The sequence below is a fragment of the Nocardioides sp. CPCC 206348 genome (assembly GCF_048654705.1).
GTDB lineage: Bacteria > Actinomycetota > Actinomycetes > Propionibacteriales > Nocardioidaceae > Nocardioides.
In genome coordinates this window covers 14185-14631 of the sequence record NZ_JBMCZA010000216.1, presented here as the reverse complement: position 1 = coordinate 14631, position 447 = coordinate 14185, and the positions used below count along the sequence as shown (strand labels likewise).

The window sequence follows — 447 nt, the reverse complement described above, 5'->3', positions numbered from 1 at the left end:
CACCTCGAGGGCTACGCCGAGAACATCATCGCCAAGGTCAGCTGAATGTCGGCGTCGCTCGACCTCACCAGGCCGCTCCAGGAGGCGATCGCCGAGGCTGAGGAGCTGATCGCCAACGCGCCATTCATCCGGACGGAGGCGGACCGGCTCGAGGGCTATGACTACCTTGCCGGCCGGATCCGGATGGCCATGCAGACGGCGTTCGACTACGACCTCGAGCAGCCCCTCTTCATCAATCCGACCCACCAGTTCTCCCGGCAGGGCCTGGACAACCCCGACGCCATCTACTTCCACGCCTACCTGCGCGAGGGCGTCGAGTACGTCGTCCGCGGCCGCCGCGGCACCTCGGCGGACCTGTCGTTCCAGGTGATGGGCGGCACCTACAGCGCCGATTCGGCAGCCACATCGCTGATGGCATTCGACGAACGCGAGCTCGAGGTGGACGGC

Annotated in this window: 1 pseudogene; it reads left to right on the top strand. The window is 66.7% G+C overall.

Going from position 1 to position 447, the window contains the following annotated elements:
- Positions 1-45: 45 nt before the first annotated feature.
- A pseudogene (locus tag ACOADB_RS23365) lies at positions 46-447 on the top strand (hypothetical protein); the annotation flags it as partial.